At 55.9% G+C, this 1,155-nt stretch carries 1 protein-coding gene; it reads right to left on the bottom strand.

Annotated features, from left to right (window positions below; genetic code table 11):
• Positions 1-54 precede the first annotated feature (54 nt).
• Positions 55-1,155 (bottom strand): IS256 family transposase (locus INF37_RS15540; RefSeq protein WP_193539417.1); only part of this gene is annotated, 1,101 nt, incomplete at its 5' end.

Here is a 1,155-nt window from a genome sequence, read left to right as displayed (position 1 = left end):
GGTAGTGTCAAGAGTTTTGCGCAAATTGGTTTACAGCCCCTGGCATGAATGAAGTTAGCCAGCAATGGAGGCATCCTCAAAGGCTGCTTCCAGGTGCTTCATATTCATGTATTTCTTGTTGCCCCACTGGGTACCGGCCACATGGCGCAGCCGGGCACAGACCAGCATGAGGGCAGAGTTGCCATCCGGGAAGCTACCTACCACACGGGTGCGGCGGCGAATCTCCCGGTTCAGCCGTTCAATGACATTGTTGGTGCGGATACGAGTCCAGTGCTCGCTGGGAAAATCGCAGTAGGTCAGCGTTTCCTCTATGCCGTCCTCCACCTTCTTGGCGGCCTCTTTCAGCTTCATGGAGCGCAGTTCCTCCACCACCACCTTAGCCTTTTCTCGGGCTGCTTTCTTGCTCTCCTGAGCGTGGATCGCCTTAAGCATCTTAGCCACCAGCTTTACCTTGGAGCGAGGCGTAACAGAGAACACATTGCGGTAGAAATGAACGGTACAACGCTGGTACTTGGCCTCAGGAAACACTTCTCCCACAGCCTCCAGCATGCCAAGGCACTTGTCTCCAACGATGAGTTTCACGCCGTCCAGACCACGGCCACGCAGCCACTGGAAGAAGCTGACCCAGCTGGCCTTGTCCTCTTTCATGCCCTCAGCGGCACCCAGAACCTCACGGTATCCGTCCTCATTGACCGCAATTGCTACCAGAATGGCTACGTTTTCAAACTCTCCGCCCCAGTTGCGGCGCAGATAGATCCCATCCACATAGACATACGGATAACGCCCACCTTGCAGAGGACGATTTCGCCAATCTTCAATGTGGACATACGCTTTCTTGTTCAGCTCACTGATGGTGGAGGGAGAGACTTTGCTGCCCCATAGGGCCTCCGTGATGTCCTCCACACGCCGGACGGACACACCTGCCAGGTACATCTCAATGAGAGCCTCTTCCACGCTGCTCTCCCGGCGGCGGTACCGCTCAATAATAGCCGTCTCAAAGGAAATCCCCTTGAGTTTGGGAACCTTGAGGGTGACATCTCCAGAAGTGGTGGTGAGATTTCGGCTATAGTGGCCGCTGCGATAGCCCTGGCGCTGCTCATTGCGTTCATACCGGGCAGCCTGGGTCAGTTTCTGAGCCTCGGCCTCCAGCAGCTC

Origin of the sequence: Pseudoflavonifractor gallinarum, assembly GCF_014982855.1 — a bacterium.
In the GTDB taxonomy this organism is placed as follows: Bacteria; Bacillota; Clostridia; order Oscillospirales; family Oscillospiraceae; genus Pseudoflavonifractor_A; species Pseudoflavonifractor_A gallinarum.
This window is presented reverse-complemented; position numbering and strand designations above follow the sequence as displayed.